At 76.5% G+C, this 1,423-nt stretch carries 1 protein-coding gene and 2 pseudogenes; 2 read left to right on the forward strand and 1 reads right to left on the reverse strand.

Features of this window, described 5'->3' with window-relative positions:
• Positions 1-786, forward strand: a pseudogene (locus KBX39_RS31140) (lysine N(6)-hydroxylase/L-ornithine N(5)-oxygenase family protein); the annotation flags it as partial.
• Positions 786-971 carry a hypothetical protein gene (locus KBX39_RS31145; protein ID WP_166456116.1) on the forward strand — a complete coding sequence of 62 codons (186 nt, stop codon included), beginning with the start codon at positions 786-788 and terminating at the stop codon, positions 969-971. The pseudogene KBX39_RS31140 and the gene KBX39_RS31145, both read left to right, overlap by 1 nt.
• Here KBX39_RS31145 and KBX39_RS31150 read toward each other — a convergent pair.
• Positions 968-1,423: pseudogene (locus tag KBX39_RS31150) on the reverse strand (DUF2470 domain-containing protein); the annotation flags it as partial. The gene KBX39_RS31145 and the pseudogene KBX39_RS31150 sit on opposite strands and share 4 nt — an antisense overlap.

The following is a 1,423-nucleotide window of genomic DNA, read 5'->3' on the forward strand; positions in this document are numbered from 1 at the left end:
CTGCTCTCCCTGGCCGAGCTGGCCACCGCCGAACCCGGCACCGAGGTGACCTGGGCGATCCGCTCGGCCAGCCCCGCCCGCACCTACGGCGGCGGAGACGCCGACGCCCTGCCCGCCCGCGGCGCGCTCGGCGCCCGGCTGCGCGACCACGTCGACGCCGGCCGGATCAGGCTGCTCACCGGATTCTCCGTACACGCCCTCACCCCGGCCGAGGGCCGGGTCACCGTGGCCGTCCGGCACGCCGACGGCACCGACGAGTCCGTCACCGTGGACCGCGTCGTCGCCGCCACCGGCTTCCGCCCCGACCACTCCATCGCGGCCGAGCTGCGCCTGGACCTCGACCCGGTCATGGGAGCCACCCGCGCCCTCGCCCCGCTGATCGACCCGAACGAGCACTCCTGCGGCACCGTCCCGCCGCACGGCGCCGCCGAACTCGCGCACCCCGAGGTCGGCTACTACGCCGTCGGCATGAAGAGCTACGGCCGCGCGCCGACGTTCCTGATGGCCACCGGCTACGAGCAGGTCCGCTCCGTCGTCGCCGCTCTCGCCGGCGACTGGGACGCGGCCCGCGACGTCCAGCTCGACCTGCCCGAGACCGGCGTCTGCAACAGCAACCCCGCCGACTCCACCGGCGCGGACAGCTGCTGCGGCCCCGACCCGGCGGCCACGCCGGCCGCACAAGGGCTGGCGACCGGAATCTCCGGGGGCCTGCTCTCCGCGCCGCTCAGCCTGGTCAGCCTCGACACCCCGACCAACGGCGAGACCGGCGGCTGCTGCACCAGCTGATGACCACCACGACGGCGCCCGCCGGCCCCACGGCCGGCGGGCGTCACGGGTGGCGCCTCGTCGCCGCCCTCGCCGTCACCAGCACCATCGGGTACGGCACCCTCCACCGCCTGCTGGCCGCGGTCACCACCGCCTGCCTTCTCGCCGCCGCCGCGATGCGCTCGGTAGGGAGCGGACAGCCCTAGCCGAGCAGCGTCCGCAGCGCCCCGGCGAGGCCGGCGCCGGCGGTGACCGGGTGGAGGAAGGACAACCGGATGTCGGCGTGACCGTCCGGCCGCTCCGCGCGCAGCACGATGCCCTCGGCGTCGAGCGCGACCGGGACCATCCGCGTCGCGCCGGCGCTGACGGCGCGGTCGACGAGCGCACCGAGCCGGTCCAGGAGGTCGCCGTGGCACCGGGTCAGGTGCGCGAGGTGGGCGGCCTCGTCGACGGCGATCGGGTCCGGGCGGGCGGCGCGGTACGTGCCGAGGTCCACCGTGACGGGTTCGGTGGCCCGGTCGAGGAGGATCTCGTCCGGCTCGATCGCCCACAGCGCCACCGGCGGCAGGTCGAGCAGCGACATCACGGTGGCCGGGTCGCAGGCGTCGAGCGCGGCCGGATCGAAGCGGCGGGCGGTGCCCAGGATCCGCAGCCGGTC

Source organism: Micromonospora sp. D75 (assembly GCF_018070405.1).
Lineage (GTDB): Bacteria > Actinomycetota > Actinomycetes > Mycobacteriales > Micromonosporaceae > Micromonospora > Micromonospora chalcea.